Origin of the sequence: Bradyrhizobium guangdongense (assembly GCF_006483445.1) — a bacterium.
Classification (GTDB): Bacteria; Pseudomonadota; Alphaproteobacteria; order Rhizobiales; family Xanthobacteraceae; genus Bradyrhizobium; species Bradyrhizobium guangdongense_A.
Genome location: NZ_PPPT01000097.1, coordinates 1 through 17,026, shown reverse-complemented (window position 1 = coordinate 17,026; position 17,026 = coordinate 1). Strand labels below are relative to the sequence as shown.

At 63.1% G+C, this 17,026-nt stretch carries 14 protein-coding genes and 1 tRNA gene; 8 read left to right on the top strand and 7 right to left on the bottom strand.

Annotated elements, in window-relative coordinates; translation table 11 throughout:
- Positions 1–17: 17 nt before the first annotated feature.
- From C2U70_RS14160 to C2U70_RS14140, 5 genes are all read right to left on the bottom strand, one after another.
- A complete protein-coding gene (locus C2U70_RS14160; RefSeq protein WP_186294252.1) occupies positions 18–1,181 on the bottom strand; it encodes an MFS transporter in 1,164 nt (387 codons plus the stop codon).
- 72 nt (positions 1,182–1,253) lie between these two features.
- Positions 1,254–2,384 (bottom strand): FAD-dependent oxidoreductase, encoded by a 1,131-nt coding sequence (locus tag C2U70_RS14155; protein ID WP_186294251.1) that lies wholly within the window; start codon positions 2,382–2,384, stop codon positions 1,254–1,256.
- A gap of 39 nt (positions 2,385–2,423) precedes the next feature.
- Positions 2,424–2,792 (bottom strand): Rieske (2Fe-2S) protein, encoded by a 369-nt coding sequence (locus C2U70_RS14150; protein ID WP_140978759.1) that lies wholly within the window; start codon positions 2,790–2,792, stop codon positions 2,424–2,426.
- Positions 2,776–3,729: a VOC family protein gene (locus C2U70_RS14145; protein WP_140978757.1), complete on the bottom strand. Its 954-nt coding sequence runs from the start codon at positions 3,727–3,729 to the stop codon at positions 2,776–2,778. Before C2U70_RS14145 ends, C2U70_RS14150 begins: the two co-directional genes overlap by 17 nt.
- A gap of 25 nt (positions 3,730–3,754) precedes the next feature.
- Positions 3,755–4,912: an alpha/beta hydrolase family protein gene (locus tag C2U70_RS14140; protein ID WP_140978755.1), complete on the bottom strand. Its 1,158-nt coding sequence runs from the start codon at positions 4,910–4,912 to the stop codon at positions 3,755–3,757.
- Between the two features lie 135 nt (positions 4,913–5,047).
- Here C2U70_RS14140 and C2U70_RS14135 point away from each other — a divergent pair, with 135 nt between their 5' ends.
- On the top strand, positions 5,048–5,956 hold the full coding sequence (locus tag C2U70_RS14135) for a LysR family transcriptional regulator (protein WP_140978753.1): 909 nt from the start codon (positions 5,048–5,050) through the stop codon (positions 5,954–5,956).
- An 87-nt stretch (positions 5,957–6,043) separates the two neighbouring features.
- Here C2U70_RS14135 and C2U70_RS14130 read toward each other — a convergent pair whose 3' ends face one another.
- Positions 6,044–7,021, bottom strand: a complete 978-nt coding sequence (locus tag C2U70_RS14130; RefSeq protein ID WP_186294259.1) for a SphA family protein — start codon at positions 7,019–7,021, stop codon at positions 6,044–6,046.
- Between the two features lie 690 nt (positions 7,022–7,711).
- Positions 7,712–7,786, bottom strand: a tRNA-Gln gene (locus C2U70_RS14125).
- Positions 7,787–8,024: 238 nt separating this feature from the next.
- Between C2U70_RS14125 and C2U70_RS14120 the strand changes: the two genes are divergently transcribed.
- From C2U70_RS14120 to dxs, 7 genes are all read left to right on the top strand, one after another.
- Positions 8,025–9,803 (top strand): acyl-CoA dehydrogenase, encoded by a 1,779-nt coding sequence (locus C2U70_RS14120; RefSeq protein ID WP_140978749.1) that lies wholly within the window; start codon positions 8,025–8,027, stop codon positions 9,801–9,803.
- 307 nt (positions 9,804–10,110) lie between these two features.
- Positions 10,111–10,869 carry an enoyl-CoA hydratase-related protein gene (locus C2U70_RS14115; RefSeq protein WP_140978748.1) on the top strand — a complete coding sequence of 253 codons (759 nt, stop codon included), beginning with the start codon at positions 10,111–10,113 and terminating at the stop codon, positions 10,867–10,869.
- Between the two features lie 61 nt (positions 10,870–10,930).
- Positions 10,931–12,589 (top strand): bifunctional metallophosphatase/5'-nucleotidase, encoded by a 1,659-nt coding sequence (locus C2U70_RS14110; RefSeq protein WP_140978746.1) that lies wholly within the window; start codon positions 10,931–10,933, stop codon positions 12,587–12,589.
- Positions 12,590–12,711: 122 nt separating this feature from the next.
- Positions 12,712–13,641: a histone deacetylase family protein gene (locus tag C2U70_RS14105; protein ID WP_140978744.1), complete on the top strand. Its 930-nt coding sequence runs from the start codon at positions 12,712–12,714 to the stop codon at positions 13,639–13,641.
- A gap of 74 nt (positions 13,642–13,715) precedes the next feature.
- Positions 13,716–13,967: an exodeoxyribonuclease VII small subunit gene (locus C2U70_RS14100; protein WP_140978742.1), complete on the top strand. Its 252-nt coding sequence runs from the start codon at positions 13,716–13,718 to the stop codon at positions 13,965–13,967.
- A 267-nt stretch (positions 13,968–14,234) separates the two neighbouring features.
- Positions 14,235–15,536, top strand: a complete 1,302-nt coding sequence (locus tag C2U70_RS14095) for a hypothetical protein (RefSeq protein WP_140978740.1) — start codon at positions 14,235–14,237, stop codon at positions 15,534–15,536.
- A gap of 372 nt (positions 15,537–15,908) precedes the next feature.
- Positions 15,909–17,026, top strand: a 1,118-nt coding sequence (dxs, locus tag C2U70_RS14090) for a 1-deoxy-D-xylulose-5-phosphate synthase (RefSeq protein WP_140978738.1), incomplete at its 3' end; no start/stop codon positions are given.

The window sequence follows — 17,026 nt, the reverse complement described above, 5'->3', positions numbered from 1 at the left end:
CTCAATTCTGTTCGGGATCAGGCAACTTCGAGCGATTGCCGGCCTGCGACCGCAGCGCTCGTGGCAAACACCCTCGAGAATAGCAAGACAGCGACGGTCGAGATGGCAATTGCGCAAAGTCCCAGCGCCTGGTAGCCGAAGGATTGAACCAGCGTGCCGCCGAGGATCGGGCCGACCGCGGCTCCGATCATCAGCATCGCCGGCGTTCCAGCAAGCGCACGGGCCGTCGGATCGAGCCGCGACAGCAGGCCGAAGGCGAACGTGTGCGTAAAGATCATCACGGCGGCGAACAGCGCCGTCGGGATCGCATAAGCTAGAAAGCCGCTGCCGAAGGTGATCGTCACCGCGATGATCGCCTGGCAAACAGGCCCCGCGAGCACCACAGTCCTCGCTGACAGCTTCCTTTCCAGCACTGCCGCGAGCGGCGCCGGCAGGAGATTGACCAGACCGAGCGCGATCAGCACGCCGGTGACCGCTTCGGTGCCGAAACCTCTGTCGGCCCCGATGCGCTCGATGAAGCTGAACATCATCGCCTGGGTCAGCGCCATGCAGCTCACACCGGCCACGCCGAACCACACGGCCCGCGGAAGGCGGCTGACGTCGGCGACTGAGCTCTTGTCACGCGCAACGGCGGCAGGAAATGAGATCGCGGCGACGATTGCGGCAACTGCCATGATGGTCGAGAACACGGCGAACAGCGCGTGCCCGCCGAACGCGGCGATCAGGTTCGGCGTCGCGCCGAGGAATACGATGGCGAAGACGCCCAGCGCCATGCCGACGATCGCGAACAGGCGATGCGGATTAGCACTGCGCGCGATCGTCCCATGCGCGAAGCTGAGGCCGCAGGCGGCCGAAGCGCCCGCAGCCGCGTGCAGCACGGCCAGCGTCGGGAAATCCGTGACCCACGCTGCGGCGAAGAAGACTGCCGCGGCGAGTGCGAAGCCGCCGATCACAGCCGGCCGCGCATTCATGCGGTTGAGACGTGGTGCAAAGAACAGGCTGCTGAGCACCGCGCCTGTCAGGAACAACGTTGCAAGCCCGCCCGCCTGCTGAGGCGCGAACTTGTACTGCGCGATCAGGGCGCCGACCCAGACCGGCAAAGCGACGAGGTCAACCATGCCGGCGCAGTGCGCCACCATCAATGAAAGACGGCCTGACCAGCTTTCCGTTGTCGATTGCATTCCTATTCCCCCTCTTTGTGATTTGTGTTTCGGCACGACGGCGCCGAGCTGCGCTCGCAGCTTTCCGTCGGATCAAATCGGTTGCGTCAGCGCCATGACAGACCCCCGCATGATCTTCGCATGCTCGGCTTTGTCGCCGTTTTCCATCTCGATCCGGCAGAGCCGTTCCGAATTCTCGATCACCATGCGACAGCGCTCCCAGCGGCGCGCGTGGAAGCCGTCGAACGCGTCTTGCAGGGTCGTGGCCTTGGCGAGCTCTTCCGCGAGAACGATGCCGCTCTCGATGCCGATGCCGGCGCCGGATGCCAGATGCGGCGTGGTCGCCGCGACCGTATCGCCGATCAGGATGACGCGCCCGCGATTCCACGGCGCCGGCACGAGAAGGTTGGCGAGCGGCCGATAGTCGATCGCGGCCTCGGGGACGAAAACGTGAGAAATTAGCGACTGGATCACCGGATCAGGAAACGACTTCAGCAAGGACGTCATCAGATCCGGGAAAGTGGCCGGATCGAGATTTGTCTTTTCCGGCCGCGCCTCGGTGATGAACATGTACAAATGCGTCTGGCTGACTGGATTGACGCCGACCTTGACAGTGCCGCCCAGCCACATCCGCGGGCGCACGATCCCTGCCGGACGCGGCAAGACCGCCCGGAAGACGCCCTGCCCGATATATTGCGGCGGCTTGACTTCCGGGAAAAACCGTTCGCGCAATTTCGAGTGGACACCGTCGGCGGCGACGACGAGGTCGTAGGTACTAGTCGTCCCGTCTGTGAACGCGACGGCGACCTGATCGCCCGTCTGCTCGATCGCCGTGTAGGAGCATCCGACACGAACTGCGACGCCGCTTGCACGGGTGGCATCGGCGAGGATTCGCCCCAGTTCCGGCCGCATGATCCCACCGCCCCCGGGAACGTCCGAGCCTGCCACCTTGGGCGTCGGAATCTCGCCGATCTTTTGCCCGATGGGGGTGAACAGATCGACACCGCTGGAGGTAAAACCGCGCCTTGCGAATTCGTCGAAGACGCCGATCGTCTCGAGCGCGCGCAAGGTCGGACCATTGACAGTGATGCCGGCCCCCTCAGGGCGCCAATTGGGATCGATCTCGACGAGATCAACCTCGATGCCGGCTTTGCGCATCTGGATGGCTGCAGCCATGCCAGAAAATCCGCCACCGATTATCAATACCCTACGAACCACCGCCATGGTGTCCCTCCTCTCGAAACTCGCGCCTTTTCGGCTGCCTTATTCTTCTGCTACCAAGAGATCGCCGTGCTCATCGATGACGATCGGCACGGCGGTCAGTCTTTTGCCCACACACGGGCCCTGCACACACATCCCGCTGTCCGGCAGGAATTCCGCCCCATGCGCGTGGCAGACGATACGTGAGCCATCGGCATTCAGGTACGCGTCCTTGCGCCAGGCCATCGGCGCGCCATCGACATGCGGGCACGCGTTGCGCCAGGCCCGCAGGACACCGCCCCACCGCACGACGAACATCGTGTCCTCACCGCACTCTTGCGGATCTAATCCGCGCGATTGACCCTCGCCGATCTCGTCGGCCCGGCCTATCCGGAGTACCCCTGTATTCCTCACCTCAGGCGTAGTCGCCATTTTCGTGGATCCCTGGACCAGGAGCCCATTTCTTTCGCATCTTCAAAAGGAAGGTCTGGGACGCATCTGCCGACAACGCGGCTTCGCGCGGCGTCCAGTTGGCGTCGTGCATATCCATGTCGGCATCCATCTCGATGTGGCAGGCAAACGGACTGTTGAAGTACCAGAACCAGTTCGAGCCCAGGATATGACGACCGGGTCCCCAGAAGGCCTGGTAGCCCTTCTCCACGAAACGGTAGCCGTTGGTGATCATTTCCGACGGGCCACCGAAATGGAATGTAAAGTGCTCGACGCCGTGCATATGCGGCGGCGCCGCAATCAGGAAGTGGGTGTGATGGTCAAGCGACCCCGCCGGTTGCAGAAACGGACCGGTTGAGGTGAAGCGATCCGTGCAGCGAAAGCCCAACCGATTGACGTAGAAGGCCTCCGCCTTCAGCACGTCGGGCACGAAATACACCACGTGCGACAGCGAGCGCGGGCGGATCGCCGTGCCGGGCGGCGGCACACCGAGGCTGTTCACCGGCCGAAACAAGACACCGCCTGGCGCATTGGAGATTTCGCCCGGCAACGCGAACGGCTGGCGCACGGTCACGCGAAAGCCGATGACGAAGTTTGAATCGTCGGTCGATTCGATAGAGCCGTCAGGCAGGACGCGGACCTCGCGATCCCGGCGCAATTCCGCAGCAATCGCCTGCAGCGTCGCGCCGTCCGCGACGCCCATCATGGTCTTGCGCAGGCGGCAGCCCGGCGCAGGCGGCGCGGGCAGCCTCGGATTGTCCTCGCGTGCGATCACGACCGATGTGCCGTCAATCGCCTCGAACCGTCCGCCGGCCTCCGAGACGTCGACGGGCGCGAGCCCATAGTCGATGAGGAAGCGCGCGGTACCGGGCACGTCATCCACGCCGAAGATCAAACTGTCCAAACCAACGATTTTCATTCTTCCTCTCCGGAAATACTGGCGTTCAACTGGTGCAACCGCTCAATGTCTCGGCCACCCAATCGGCGATGTACTGGCCCGCATTGATGCTGTTGTCGAAGCTCGCATGCTGCGCGCCGCCTTCGCGGTCCGTGAAGACCTTGAGCTCACGCTTCGGACTGTTCACTAGATGCTCGAAGGTGCGCTCGGCCCAATGCAACGGAATCTGCGAGTCCTTCTCGCCATGGGTCACGAGGAACGGCACCCTGATGCGGTCAAGGATGCCGTCGAGATGAACGTCCTCGGCAATCCTCTCGAAATCGTCCTGATCCTTCGCGCCCCAGACCCAACGCACGTGCGCCCAATAATGCGGGACCGGGAAGCTGCCTTCCTTCTGCAGCCTCTTCTTCTGCACATCGCGCCAGTCATGATTGGCCCCCCAAGCGACGCCGCAGGCGAAGCGCGGCTCGAAGGCAACGGCGCGCGGGCAAAAATAACCGCCGAGCGAAACGCCCTCCAGACCGATCCGCTTGGGATCGACGTCGGCGCGCGTCTCAAGCCAGTCGACGACCCGGCTCGCCCAATGCTCGCTGTCGTAACGGGCCGTCAGGCCGTGCAGCCGCAACGCCTCGCCGGATCCCGGCTGGTCGATCACGAGCGATGAAATGCCGCGCCTGGCAAGCCAGGCCGGCAACCCGACGCGGTACTTCATCTCCTTGGTGGAATCGAGCCCGTTCACCTGCACCAGCAGCGGAGCCCGACCTTCGACGCCATCGGCCCGTACGAGAAGACCGGCGATGTGGGCGCCCTCATACGGGATTTCGACCCGCTCGCAATTCTCCCTCGCCAGGGTGACGCCCTTGGCGAACACGCCGAGAAAGCGGCGGTAGAGTTCGAGGCGGCCCGGCGCACCGTGGGCCTGCAGCCGCTCGCAGGTGATCAAATAGGTGGCGGCACGTCCGTATTTTTCGCCCGCGGACAGCAGCCGTCCGCGCGCCTCATCCTCCGCAGCAAGTCCGCAGAGCTTGTCGGCCATACGCGACCAGGTCTCGCGGAAGGCTGCCGTACCTGCGGCATCAGGCTGGCGCGCGGCCTCCTGCAGAGGCGCGCACATTTCCTCGATCTCGCCGATCCTGGCTCCCATTTCGATCGCAAGATCGACCGAGAGATTCCAGACGTAATTCGTCGGAAAATACCTGAACATAAGCCTACTCACGGCGCACGAGAGGCGCCCCTGGACGTTCTTCCCAATGCTCAGGTAGCGCCCTTTAACTCCTCTGAAAAATTGATTATTAACATCCCAGATATTGATTTCATAAATGGATCACCCGGCATCGCGATGCGCTTCAACAACAAGTTCGACCTGAACCTTCTGGTCGCCCTCGATCATCTGCTGCACCTGCGCAGCGTCAGCGGAGCGGCGGCACGCGTGAACGTGACGCAGTCCGCGATGAGCAATGCCCTCCTCCGGCTGCGCAACTATTTCGATGACGAGCTTCTGGTGAAGATCGGGCGCAAGATGGAGCTCACGCCCCGCGCCGAGGCGCTGAAGGATTCCATCAGGGATTTGCTGGTCCGGGTCGACTGGACGATCGTCTCAACGTCGGAATTCGATCCGGCTCAGTCCGACCGCTGCTTCAAGATCCTGGCATCCGACTACACCATGGCGACCCTGGTGCCGGCGCTGCTTGCGCGTTGCGAAGCGATCGCTCCCGGCATTCGCTTCGACTTCCTCCAGCAGGTTCAGGCGCCCGAGCGCGCCCTGGAACGCGGGGACGTCGATCTGCTCATCATCCCGCAGGAGTTCAGCTCAAAACTTCACCCTTCGGAGGTCATCGTCGAGGAGGACTTTTGCGCCATCGCCTGGAGCAAAGGGAAGTTCGCTCGGGGAAAGCTTTCGCGCAGCGACTACACAAAGGCATCCCATGTTGTGATGCGGCCGGCTATCGCGACTCAATCCCTGGAGACGCGCTATCTGGAGCAAAGCGGAGTGACGCGCAACGAGGCGATCTCGACCTACGCCTTCACCGCTATTCCGCATCTTGTGGTGGGAACCAATCGCATTGCCACCTTGCATCGGAGGCTCGCGAAACTTGCGCAGCGAAGCCTCCCGATCCGCATCATCGAGCTGCCGGTATCATTGCCGATCATGCAGCAATGCGTGCAGTGGCACCGCTACCGCTCGAATGACGCCGGCCTGATCTGGTTGCGCGATACCATGCGGGCGGCCGCGCTCGAGGTGCAGTAGCTCGATACAAAAAAGCAGGCGCATTTTGCGCCGGCTCCTTATTGATGTCCATTCGCGGTACAGATTAGGTCCTTGGGCGATCTCGGATCAGTGCTTGCCGGGTATGGCGCCCGGCGGCGGTGCCGGCATCCAGATGGGGAATGCCAAATTGGCCCAAACAGTGTCGGCCTTGGTACCGTTCTCCACATAGAACGTGTGCTGGTAGTTCAGATTGATCTGCATGGTCCCCAGATCGTAGGACAGCGACGGCCCAAAGTTCAGGGACCGGAGCCGGTTGCCATCCTGAATCCCCGCGGCATTGAATGCCTTGATCCCGTTCACCGTATCGTCGGTATATTGCTGGGTGTAGCCACCGACGATGCCGGCCTTCCACTTTCCAAAATTATAGCCGGCGTTGAAATCCACCACCAGCGCATCGCCGCTCTTGTATTGCTGCATCATCTGGGTGAACGGATTGACCGACTCCGTGTTCGTTCCGTTGATCAGCAGTCGGGGCGCAACGGCGAATTCGAACCCTTTTGGATCGGCATAGCGATAGGCAAGGGTCGGTGAGATGGTGGTGTAGTTGGTGCCCACATTGAGGGGCTTATTCGGAGAGTAGGTGCCCGTGTTTGGCATGATATCCAGCCCGAGCGTGACACTCTGCATCGGCGACAGCGCCCAATGCAGGATCATCGGCGAAACCGTCAGGTTTGCAAAACCGTTGGCCTGAAATGTACCGCCCGGATTGGAGCTGTCGATGTGCACATACGGGATAACAAGCTGAGAATAGACGTGGGCGCCAAAGAGCTCGCCGGGATAGCTGGCAAGAAACCTGGCGGTCTCCGAAACCGCCGAGAGCTGAAATGGAATGGGCAGCTTGTTGCCGCTTCCATCATAGAGACCGTTCGCACTCGTGTAGTTGGTCTGGCTGATCGCAAAGAGACCTGGGATCGGTGGGAAAGCACCGAGAAAGATGCCAGGCGAGCCGGCAGGATAGTTCGTAACCCCGTTCTCTGCGGCCATCGCTCCGTTGGTCGCGCCGACCAGGAGCATCATTGCGGAAAGCTTCAGTACTCGCTTCATAGTCCCCCCATGCGCGATCGTCCTCGCAAGCGAGGTCGCGGGCGTCATCCCCAAGCTCATTCATTCGTGCCGACGCGCCATCGACCGTCGGAATGGCGTCATATTCCGCCAGTTCCAGCCATTCGTAAAATTGATCTTTGAAATTTGAGATATTTATTGAAATGATGGATGAGGGCGCTATGCGCCTGCTGGATCCAGCGACATGCCAATCGCGTCCAAACGGCGCTGACTCGCTCTGATGCGGTTCGATGCCTGGCGCTTCGATTGAAAGAATTAGCGTCGTGGGCGCATCAATCCAGAAGGACCCACGGCGTGGGTCCTTCTAATAAGCGGCGCAAGATTGCCGACCCGTCGCCACAGCCGAACGGACGCGCACTCCACTCCCCGCTGCCGCCTGGTGCCACGTAGGTTTGCCGTAATGGCAGACGCATTCAGCTACCCACGCCCGGACCCGATCGTGCTTCGAGTGATTGTCCGATTGTTCGCCCTGATGACCTATTCTACGACGAGTGGAGTGCAGAGCTTCCCAAATAGCGTTCCAGGTATATGTTGCGACGAACGCCCATGTGACAGCGTAAGAAGTCGTTAGTGCGATTCTGGAATTGGTATGAGAAAGTCTTTTTCCAAATGCACGTCAAAAGTTTGGCTGGAATAAACCTGCTTCAACAATGAATCGAACAGCTTGAGTACTGGCTGGGGCGGGAGGGATCGAACCTCCGAATGGCGGAATCAAAATCCGCTGCCTTACCGCTTGGCTACGCCCCAACGCGACCCCGGGGGCGGCGTATGCGCAAATCCCTCGGACGGAGCCGGTCTATAGGGAGAAGCGTGGCATTTCAACAGTCTGGCGGGGCAAATTGCACCACTTCGGTCCCTCCCGGCGCCACACTTTATTATAGGGCCGGTGCGTTCCACATCCGCCCGCGCGTACGGCCCTCCGGGCAGTTGAGACCTTGGCCGTTTCATGGGAATACGGCCCCAATAATGTCCAGGGGAGTATGCCATGACCTACCGCGCGCCGATCAATGACATGCTGCTTGCGCTCAACCACGGCGCCGGCCTGAAGGCTGCGCTGGAGGCCGGTCATTACGGCGACTTTGACGCCGATATCGCCGCCGCCGTGCTGGAGGAAGCCGGCAAGTTCGCCACCGACGTGCTCGCGCCGCTCAACAAGGTCGGCGACGAGCACGGCATCAAGCTCGACGACGGCAAGGTGACGACCGCGCCGGGCTGGCCGGATGCCTACAAGCGCTGGACCGACGGCGGCTGGAACGCGGTGTCCGGGCCCGAGGCCTTTGGCGGCCAGGGCCTGCCGCTGGCGATCAACGCCGTCTGCACCGAGATCTGGAGCGCGTCCAACGTCGCCTTCGGCCTCTGCCCGCTGCTCACGGCCTCCGCCATCGAGGCGCTGGAGGCGCATGGCAGCGACGAGCTGAAGAAGATCTATCTCGAAAAGCTCGTCACCGGCGAATGGACCGGCACGATGCAGCTCACCGAGCCGCAGGCCGGCTCCGACGTCGGCGCGCTGCGTACCCGCGCGGAGAAACAGGCCGACGGCACCTATCGCATCAAAGGGACGAAAATCTTCATCACCTATGGCGAACACGACATGACCGACAACATCGTGCATTTCGTGCTCGCGCGCCTGCCGGACGCGCCCGGCGGCACCAAGGGCATTTCCCTCTTTCTCGTTCCAAAGTTCATGGTCAATGCCGACGGCTCGCTCGGCGCACGCAACGACATCTATGCCTCCGGCGTCGAGCACAAGCTCGGCATGCACGCCTCGCCGACTTGCACCATGACCATGGGCGATCATGGCGGCGCGATCGGCTTTTTGATCGGCGAAGAGAACCAGGGCATGCGCTGCATGTTCACGATGATGAACCAGGCGCGCCTCGGCGTCGGCCTCGAGGGCGTCGGCGTTGCCGATCGCGCCTATCAGCAGGCGCTGGCCTACGCGCAGGAGCGCAAGCAGGGCCGCGCCCTCGGCAAGACCGGCGACGGATCGGATGCGATCTTCGTGCATCCCGACGTCAAGCGCATGCTGATGCGGATGCGGGCGCAGACCGCGGCCGCGCGCACCATCTGCTACGCCACCGCTGTCGCAATCGATGTCTCGACCCGCGCAAAAGATCCGAAGGTGCGGGCCGACGCCGCCGCGCGGGCCGCGCTGCTGACGCCGATCGCAAAGGGATATTCGACCGACATCGGCAACGAGGTCGCCTATCTCGGCGTCCAGGTCCATGGCGGCATGGGCTTTATCGAGGAGACCGGCGCGGCCCAGCACTATCGCGACGCCCGCATCACCGCGATCTATGAGGGCACCAACGGCATCCAGGCGATCGACCTCGTCACCCGCAAGCTCGGCGCCAATGGCGGTGCCTCGGTGTGGGCGCTGCTCTCGGAGCTCGCCGGCATCGTCAAGCAGGTCGAAGCCTCCAACGATCCCGCCTTCGGCACCACGGGCGTGAAGCTGCGCGAGGCGCTCGGCTCGCTGGAGCGTTCGAGCAAATGGCTGTTGGAACGGATCGCGTCCGCGCCAAACGACGCGCTTGCGGGGGCCACGCCCTATCTCCAGCAGTTCGGCGCGACGCTCGGTGGCTGCATGCTCGCCGCCGAGGCTCTCGCGACCAAGGCTGACGGCAACACGGAAGCGCCGCGCTACGTCTCGCTGGCACGTTTCTTCGCCGAGAACATCACCGTGCAGGCGACCTCGCTGGAGCGAACGGTGACAGAAAGCGCCGAGTCGGTCGCGGCGGCGGATGCGGTGTTGCTGGGGTAAGGCAGGCCCTCGCGGCTGCCGTCACGCGGGCGGTTCCACCCCTGGTAGTGAGGGGGTGGTATGCGCTACTGACATCGTGGCGGACAGTCTGCACGGACATCGATCCCAAACCTTCGTAAATGAAGCCGTTCTTGCGCGCTTTCGCTGCAAGTGCAGTGCAATGGTAGCGCTACTAAATCTCTCTGCGCGTCATTGCGCCACCGTGGAAAGCAGCCGGCTCAGGTTTGGCACATTGGCGAGATGATGTAGGCTGTGAACCGAAATGGCCTGCGGCAACGGCGCTGCGGCGGCCGCGGGGGACTGTCGGATGGCGAATGGCAATATCGTCGTGACCGAGGAACACGCCACGCGCGTGATCACCCTGCGCCGTCCGAACAAGAAGAACGCGATCACGCAGGACATGTATCGCGAGATGAGCCGCGCGATCGACACGGTGCAGAACAATCCCGACATCCGCTGCATCATCATCACCGGCGGCTCCGGCGTGTTCACCGCCGGCGACGATATCGACGATTTCCTCAAGGCCGACACGTCGCGGCCGGAGACGCTGTCGAACGCAGCAAAATTCCTCTATTCGCTGGCGCTCAACGTCAAGCCGATCATCGCCGCCGTGGACGGCGCCTCGGTCGGCATGGGCACGGTGATGCTGTTTCATTGCGACTATGTGCTGGCATCGACGTCAGCGACCTTTTCCGCGCCCTACATCAATCTCGGGCTCATTCCGGTCGGCGCCTCGAGCCTGTTGATGCCGCGCACCATGGGGTATCAGCGCGCGTTCGCAATGCTGGTGATGGGACGGACTTTTTCGGCCGCGCAGGCCGAAACGGCGGGCTTCGTCAATACCGTGGTCTCGCCGGGGCACACCGAAGTCGAAGCCCGCAAGGTGGCGCGCGAGATCTGCAAGCTGCCGTCCGAGGCGGTGGCGATCTCCCGCAAGCTGCTGCGCGCAGCGCCGGAGGAGCTCACCCGCCGCATTGATCAGGAAGCCCATCTGTTCGGCGAACGGCTCAAGTCGAGCGAGGCCATCGCGGCCTTCAACGCCTTTGTGATGCGGCGGCGGCGGTAGGGTACGGTGTCGCAACAACAAGCTTCGTGAAATCTTCGCGCGGAACGTCTAGTCTGGTTCCATGCGGTTCCCGTTCATTCCCTTGCTGACTGTTGGGCTCGCGCTTGGCCTTGCCACCCCGGCGTCGAGCCAGGCCCCTGTCGAGCTGCGCATCCTCGCGATCAACGATTTTCACGGCAATCTGCGGCCGCCGCCGGGCGGCATCCGGATCAATGACCCCGAGGACAAGACCAGGAAGGTGATGGTCGCCGCCGGCGGCGCCGAATACATGGCGACGCTGGTCAAGCAATTGCGCGAGGGTCGCAAGAACACGATCTTCGTCGCGGCCGGCGACCTGATCGGGGCGAGCCCGTTCTTGTCGGCGATGTTTCACGACGAACCGTCGGTCGAGGCCTTGTCCATGATGGGCCTTGCGATCACCTCGGTCGGCAATCACGAATTCGACGAGGGCAAGGCCGAGCTGCTGCGCATGCAGAACGGCGGCTGCCATCCGGTCGACGGCTGCCAGGGCCCGCATCCCTTCACCGGCGCCAAATTTCACTACCTCGCCGCTTCGACCATCGAGACCGCGACCGGCAAGAGCGTGTTGCCGCCCTATGAGATCAGGGAGTTCGACGGCGTGCCCATCGCCTTCATCGGATTGACGCTGAAGGGCACCGCCGGCATCGTCTCGCCTGCGGGCATCGCCGGGCTCGAATTCCGCGACGAGGCGGAGACGGTGAACGCGCTGGTCCCGCAATTGAAGGCACGCGGCGTCGAAGCGATCGTGGTGCTGGTCCACGAAGGCGGTGAGCCGACCGGCGATTACAACGAATGCCCCGGCATCTCGGGTCCGATCGTGGACATCGTGAAAAGGTTCGACCGCGCGGTCGACGTCGTGGTCAGCGGCCATACCCATCGCGCCTATATCTGCGACATCGACGGCCGGCTGGTGACGAGCGGCGACAAGTACGGAACGCTGGTCACCGCCATCGATCTCAAGCTCGATCCGGCAACGCGCGACATCGTCAGCGCCAAGGCCGAGAACGTCATCGTCGCCAATGCCTCGCTCGCAAAGGATCCCGAGCAGACGGCGCTGATCGAATCCTATGACCGGCTGGCCGCCCCGATCGCGGGCCGCCCCGCAGGTGCGGTGACAGAGACGCTGTCGCGTGTCCCGAACGAGGCCGGCGAAAGCGCGCTCGGCGACATCATCGCGGACGCGCAGCTTGCGGCGACGTCAGCGTTGAAAGACGGCGGCGCGGTCATCGCGCTCACCAATCCCGGCGGCATCCGCACCGACATCGTCTTCAAGGACGACGGCAGAGTGAGCTTCGCCGACGTCTTTGCGAGCCAGCCGTTCCGCAATCTGCTGGTGACGCAGACGCTGACCGGCGCGCAGCTCAAGGACATGCTGGAACAGCAATGGCTCGACCCGAAGCGGCCGCGGGTCCTCCAGGTGTCGCGCGGCTTCAGTTACGCCTGGGACGGCTCAAAGCCGCTTGGCGCGCGCGTGCTGGCCGATCGCATGATGCTCGACGGCAAGCCGATCGATCCGGCGGCGGGCTACCGGGTCACCGTCAATGACTACCTCGCAAGCGGCGGCGACGGTTTTACCGTCGCCACGCAGGGCACGGCGCGCCAGACGGGTGTCTATGATGCCGACGCGCTGTTTGCGTATTTCAAGACGTCCAGCCCGGTTTCGCCGCTGGCACCGGCCCGCATTGTCCGGTTGAATTGATCTGGGTCAAAACTCCGGCCCACAGGCCGGCCTTTGCCATTCCTGGCAAAAATCCTACATTGCGTTTTGGCACCGGATGGGCCAAGCGACGTCAATGCACCATCCTGCGTGAGCACGAGCTGATGAGCACACTTCTCCTGAGCCACAAGGCCTGCCTCGACCATGTCACGCCGGAGGGCCATCCCGAGCGGCCGGATCGCCTGCGCGCGGTCGAGGAAGCCCTGTCGCATGAGCGCTTCCAGTTCCTGGTGCGGGACCAGGCGCCCGAGGGCAATCTCGACCAGGTCGTGCTCTGCCACAACGAGCATTACGTCACGGAGCTGCGTCACATCGCACCGGCCAGCGGCCAGGTCTATATCGACGGCGACACCTCGATGTCTCCGGGCACCTGGGAAGCCGTGATGCGCGGCGTCGGCGGCGCTGTCGCGGCAACCGATGCCGTCATGGCGGGCGAGCACCGCAACGCCTTTGTCGCGGTGCGTCCGCCCGGACATCACGCCGAGATCAACAAGCCGATGGGTTTTTGCTTCTTCGACAATGTCGCGATCGCCGCGCGCCACGCGCAGCGCAAATACGGCATCAAGCGCGCGGCCATCGTCGATTTCGACGTCCATCACGGCAACGGCACGCAGGACATCTTCTGGTCGGACCCGACCGTGATGTACTGCTCGACCCACCAGATGCCGCTGTTTCCGGGCACCGGCGCGAAGGGCGAGCGCGGCGATCACGACACCATCGTCAATGCGCCGCTCGCCTCCGAAGACGGTGGGCCGGAATTCCGCTCGGCCTTCGAGAACCTGATCCTGCCGCAGCTCACGAAGTTCAGCCCGGAGTTGCTGATCATCTCCGCGGGCTTCGATGCGCATTACCGCGATCCCCTCGCCTCGCTGAACCTGCGCGGCGAGGATTATGCCTGGGTGACGCGGAAGCTGATGGATCTCGCGGACAAGTCCGCCGGCGGGCGAATTGTTTCGGTGCTCGAGGGCGGCTATGATCTGCAAGGGCTGAAAGAATCTGTTACGGCGCATGTCGGCGCCTTGATGGGCGCTTGACGCTCCTCGCCACATTGCGCCCGTAAAATCCTGCTTCCTGAGCGCACGAAGCGGGCGGGCAATCGGAAACGGAAATGGCCGAAAACACCCAAATCGACGTCACCAGGCTTTCGTTCGAACGCGCGATCGAGGAGTTGGAGACGATCGTGAAGCGGCTCGAGGACGGCAAGGTGCCGCTGGAAGAGTCGGTTACGATCTATGAGCGTGGCGAGGCGCTGAAGCGCCGCTGCGAGGAACTGCTGCGCCAGGCCGAAGCCCGCGTCGACAAGATCACCACGGATGCCAGCGGTCAGGCCGCGGGCACCGCGCCGCTCGACGTCCAGTAGCCCCTTCGTCTCCCCAGCCCCTAAGCCGTTCAGACTATTGCGGGAATGCGCCCGAACGCCGCCGCTTTGGGGATGCAAATAGCTCTTGGCCTGCCCGCAGGCCTGCTATAGTCCCGGCGGACGAGAGGCGAAACGGGTGCGATCCGGGCTCCGGGTCCGGGTGAAATGTCAGCGGTTTGCGTCGAAAAACGCGTCAATGAGGGAGAGAGGCCCGATTCCGGCTCATGTGAGCCGTAAGGGGGGTCGCGGGGGATCACGGTTTTCCAGGTGCGCGTTCAGAACCGCCATATCATCTACGTGCAGGGCTACGATCCGCGCGGATTGGCGCAGTACTACCGCATGTTCCGCACCGAGCTGCGCAAGTTCGGCCGGCTCTATTCTCTCACCGCCAGCATGGGCCGCCCACAAAACGTCAGCGACGGCGAGATCGCGTCCTGGAGCATCGAGACCAAGGCCGACGACTGGCAGAGCCGCACGACCTACGACTTCCTGAGGTTTGAGGACTACATCCAGCGCGACCTCGCACAGCCGATCTGGGACACGGTCTACCACGCCGTGCTGATCTACTGGACGATGATGTTCAACGGCACCATCGCCCGCTTCGGCAAGGCCAATTGGCGGTTCGCGACCTTCGTCACCTATCCGCATCTGGTGCTGCTGGCGCACATACTTTGGGTGGGCGCCTTTGCGTGGGTGTTCCAGAAAGGCCTGGACGCAGTCGGCATCCCCACGCTCTTCAGCGTGGCTGCAGCCATCGCGCTGTTCATCGCGGTGCTCGGCATGGCGCTTCGGTACACCGAAGAGAAGACCTACGCGCTCTATCTCCTGCGCGATCATATCTGGACCTGGGAATTCGCGCATCGCCGCGAACCGCTGTGGGACGAGCGTATCGACCGTTTCGCCGCCCATCTCTGCAAGGTCGTCGCGGCGAGCAACGCCGAGGAGATCGTGCTGGTCGGCCATTCCTCGGGCTCGTTCCTCGCGACCGAGATTTTGGCGCGCGCACTCAAGCTCGATCCTGATCTCGGCCGCCACGGACCGCGCGTGGTGCTGCTCACGCTCGGCGCCAACACGCCGGTCGCCGGCTATCATGCCGCCGCCCAACACCTGCGCGATCACATGCGCGATCTCGCGATCGAGCCGTCGATCGACTGGATCGACTGCCAGGCGCGCAAGGACGTGATGAACTTCTTCCAATTCGATCCGATCAAGGGCCACGGCATCGACGTCGGGACCGCGCAACGCAACCCGACCATCGTGCCGGTGCGCTTCCGCGAGATCATCGCGCCCGAGCACTACAATCTGTTTCGCTGGCAGTTTTTCCGCGTCCATTTCCAGTTCGTGATGGCCAATGAACAGCCCCATGCCTACGACTTCTTCATGATCGTCTGCGGCCCGGTTCCGCTGCGGGAACGGATGGCCGCCCCCGATGCGGCGCTGGCGGTCGCGACCGGCGACGCCACATCACGCGAGTTTGCCTGGCGAAAGCTGGAAAACGCCGCTCCCCGCGACAAAAACGCCGCGACCGAGCTCGGCGACGTGGAACCTCCGGCCCGGAGCCGAGGTTAACCAAATCGGCCTCGTGGGGCGGCACTGCATACCCCTGCGCAGCCCAACGGGTTGGCTTTAGTGGCAGCTTTGGTGTAAAGCTGCCCGACTGTGGCTTTTTGTGAGCTTTGCGTCAGCACCGTTTTGCTGACACCAAATGCTTCAAATCGCTAAAGAAATTGGCTGGGACGGGTGCAGCCGAACAGGGTGACAAAGATCACAGAGACTGAACCGGAGCGCTCCTAGGCTCACTTAGCTTTGAAGGGTCGGATTTTGTCCCGTGCAGGTGATGCCGACAGGCTCCGACACTCTAAGGGCTCGCGCTGCGCCGATATTATGCAAACCCATCTCGCGCCGGGATGATCTCCCGGGGCTGAAAAATTGGAACTCGCTGTGAACGCATATAGCAAAACGCCGCTTCTCGACACGATCCGGACTCCGGAAGACCTGCGCAAGCTCAAGGTCGAACAGGTCCGCCAGGTTGCCGACGAGCTGCGGCAGGAGACCATCGACGCCGTTTCCGTGACCGGCGGCCATTTCGGCGCGGGCCTCGGCGTGGTCGAGCTCACCACCGCGATCCATTATGTCTTCGACACGCCCCGCGATCGGCTGATCTGGGACGTCGGCCATCAGGCCTATCCGCACAAGATCCTCACCGGGCGTCGTGATCGCATCCGCACGCTGCGCACCGGCGGCGGCCTCTCCGGCTTCACCAAGCGCAGCGAGAGCGACTACGATCCGTTCGGCGCCGCGCATTCCTCGACCTCGATCTCGGCCGGCCTCGGCATGGCTGTCGCGCGCGACCTCGCCGGCGGCAAGAACAACGTGATTGCCGTGATCGGCGACGGCGCCATGAGCGCCGGCATGGCCTATGAAGCCATGAACAATGCGGGCGCGATGAATTCGCGCCTCATCGTCGTCCTCAACGACAACGACATGTCGATCGCGCCGCCGGTCGGTGCGATGAGCGCCTATCTGTCGCGGCTCTATTCCGGCAAGACCTATCGCACGCTGCGCGAGGCGGCCAAGCAGATCAACAAGCGCCTGCCGAAGATCATCGCCAACCGCGCCAACCGCGTCGAGGAATATTCCCGCGGCTTCATGATGGACGGCGGCACGCTGTTCGAGGAGCTCGGCTTCTACTATGTCGGCCCGATCGACGGCCATAACCTCGACCACCTCCTGCCCGTCCTGAAGAACGTGCGCGACATGGAGACCGGCCCGATCCTGGTCCACGTCGTGACGCAGAAGGGCAAGGGCTACGGCCCGGCGGAGGCCTCCGCGGACAAGTACCACGCCGTCGTCAAGTTCGACGTCGCGACCGGAACCCAGGCCAAAGCCAAGCCGAATGCGCCGGCCTACCAGAACGTGTTCGGCGCGAGCCTCGTCAAGGAAGCGCAGAAGGACGACAAGATCGTCGCCATCACCGCGGCGATGCCGTCGGGCACCGGCGTCGACATCTTCAACAAGGCATTCCCGGACCGCACCTTCGACGTCGGCATCGCCGAGCA

Coding starts and splice junctions, on each gene's coding strand:
- C2U70_RS14140 (WP_140978755.1), bottom strand. CDS start 4,912: ATGTTCAGGTATTTTCCGACGAATTACGTCTGGAATCTCTCGGTCGAT.
- C2U70_RS14110 (WP_140978746.1), top strand. CDS start 10,931: ATGCGGTTCCCGTTCATTCCCTTGCTGACTGTTGGGCTCGCGCTTGGC.
- C2U70_RS14130 (WP_186294259.1), bottom strand. CDS start 7,021: ATGAAGCGAGTACTGAAGCTTTCCGCAATGATGCTCCTGGTCGGCGCG.
- C2U70_RS14115 (WP_140978748.1), top strand. CDS start 10,111: ATGGCGAATGGCAATATCGTCGTGACCGAGGAACACGCCACGCGCGTG.
- C2U70_RS14155 (WP_186294251.1), bottom strand. CDS start 2,384: ATGGCGGTGGTTCGTAGGGTATTGATAATCGGTGGCGGATTTTCTGGC.
- C2U70_RS14135 (WP_140978753.1), top strand. CDS start 5,048: ATGCGCTTCAACAACAAGTTCGACCTGAACCTTCTGGTCGCCCTCGAT.
- C2U70_RS14105 (WP_140978744.1), top strand. CDS start 12,712: ATGAGCACACTTCTCCTGAGCCACAAGGCCTGCCTCGACCATGTCACG.
- C2U70_RS14145 (WP_140978757.1), bottom strand. CDS start 3,729: ATGAAAATCGTTGGTTTGGACAGTTTGATCTTCGGCGTGGATGACGTG.
- C2U70_RS14160 (WP_186294252.1), bottom strand. CDS start 1,181: ATGCAATCGACAACGGAAAGCTGGTCAGGCCGTCTTTCATTGATGGTG.
- C2U70_RS14120 (WP_140978749.1), top strand. CDS start 8,025: ATGACCTACCGCGCGCCGATCAATGACATGCTGCTTGCGCTCAACCAC.
- C2U70_RS14150 (WP_140978759.1), bottom strand. CDS start 2,792: ATGGCGACTACGCCTGAGGTGAGGAATACAGGGGTACTCCGGATAGGC.
- C2U70_RS14100 (WP_140978742.1), top strand. CDS start 13,716: ATGGCCGAAAACACCCAAATCGACGTCACCAGGCTTTCGTTCGAACGC.